1 protein-coding gene and 1 pseudogene are annotated in these 1,808 nt (G+C 69.4%); both read right to left on the reverse strand.

Translation table 11 applies throughout. From position 1 onward, the window contains the following. The coding region (gene fliF / locus K2X24_RS19010) for a flagellar basal-body MS-ring/collar protein FliF (RefSeq protein ID WP_292500051.1) at positions 1 to 1,483 on the reverse strand (1,483 nt) is incomplete at its 3' end. A gap of 76 nt (positions 1,484 to 1,559) precedes the next feature. Then, positions 1,560 to 1,808, reverse strand: a pseudogene (locus K2X24_RS19015) (flagellar biosynthetic protein FliP); the annotation flags it as partial.

A 1,808-nucleotide genomic window follows, 5' to 3' on the forward strand; every position in this document is an offset into this window, starting at 1 on the left:
CGTTCGGCGCGCCGGCGGCCAGGGCCTGCGCCTCCGCCGCGGCGGCCAGCGCCCGCGCCTCCTCCTGCTGCGCGGCCGGGATCTCCAGGATGGCGCGCATGGCCGGACGCAGGCCGAACCAGATCAGCAGGCCCGCGACGAGCAGGATGGTGCCCGCATTGATGAGGGTGGCCGACTGGCGCATCAGCACCTCGGTGAGGCTCAGGGGCGCCACCGGCTCCAGGGGCTGGCCGTCGTTGACGAAGCCCACGGCGGCGACCTTCACGTTGTCGCCGCGCTCCTTGTTGAAGCCGGCGGCCGAGCCGACGAGCTGCTCGATCTCGGCGACCTGGGCGTCGATGCCGGCCTTGCCGGCCTCGGGCCCGGCCAGGGACGCGAGGCGGGCGCGGTTGACGAGGACCGCCACCGAGATCTGCCGGATGTTGTAGCCGTCGCTGACCGTCTGGATGGTCTTCGACGAGATCTCGTAGTTGGTCAGATCCTCACGCTTCTGGGTTTCGTTGCTGGCCGAGTCGTTGCCGTCCGAGCGCGCGCGCTGGTCCGGCAGGTTCGTCTGCGCCGCGGTCGGGCGCTGGGCCGCGTTGCGGTTCTGCGAGGTCTCGGTCTCGCGCACGGCGCGGGTGGAGCGCTCGACGCGCTGGTCGGGGTTGAAGATCGTCTCGTTCTGCACGGTCTTGTCGGTGTTCAGGCGCGCCGCGACGCTGACCTCGAAGTTGCCGACGCCGAGATAGGGGGTCAGGGTCCGGCGGATGTTGTCCTGGACCTCGTGGCCGATGGTCTTCTCCAGCGTCGCCATCTTGCCGGTGGGCACCGCGCTGGCCTCGTCGCCGGAGAGCAGGAGCGACCCGTCCGAGCCGATCACCGTGACGCGGTCGGGCTTCATGCCGGGCACGGCCGAGGCGACGAGATGGCGGATCGACTGGGCGCCGCTGACGTCGTCGGCGGGCTCGGTGCGCACCACCACGGAAGCGGACGGTGGCTGCTGGTCGCGGCGGAAGGAGCCGCGGTCGGGCAGCACGATGTGGACGCGGGCGGCCTTGACGCCCTTCATGCCCTGGATGGTACGGGCGATCTCGCCCTCGAGGGCGCGCACCCGGGTCACCTCCTGCATGAACGAGGTCATGCCGAGGGAACCGAGGTCGTTGAACAGCTCGTAGCCGGATTTCGCGCTCTGCGGCAGGCCCTTCTCGGCCAGCAGCATGCGGGCGTTGGCGGTGTGGCCGTAGGCCACCAGCACGGCGGCGCCGTCGGCACTCACGTCGAAGGGGATGTTGGCGTCCTTCAGCACGCTGCCGATGCGCCCGACATCCTCGCGGCTGAGGCCCGTGTAGAGCGGCTCCTGGGCCGGGCGGCTGAGATAGTAGGCGCCGAGGCCCACGGCGAGGAAGACGACGACGCCGATGAGCGACAGGGCGGCGATGCGCCGGCCGCCGAGCGCGAGGATGTTGTTCCAGAGCCGTTCGGCGTGCTGAAGACCGGACATTCGGTGGGCTGCTCCGCTTCGGGTCCGCGACCCGATCCGGTCCTCTCGCCCGCCAGCCTTGCGCGGAGATTGCGCCTCAGAAGAACGACCGCACCAGCCCGCCCACCAGCATGTTCCAGCCGTCGATCAGGATGAAGAACAGCACCTTGAAGGGCAGCGAGATCACGGTGGGCGGCAGCATCATCATGCCCATCGACATGATGACCGTGGAGACGATCATGTCGATGACGAGGAAGGGCAACGCGATCAGGAAGCCGATCTCGAAGCCGCGCCGCAATTCCGAGATCATGAAGGCCGGGATCAGGATGCGCAGGTCGATCTTCTC

The sequence above is a fragment of the Methylobacterium sp. genome, assembly GCF_019750675.1.
Lineage (GTDB): Bacteria > Pseudomonadota > Alphaproteobacteria > Rhizobiales > Beijerinckiaceae > Methylobacterium.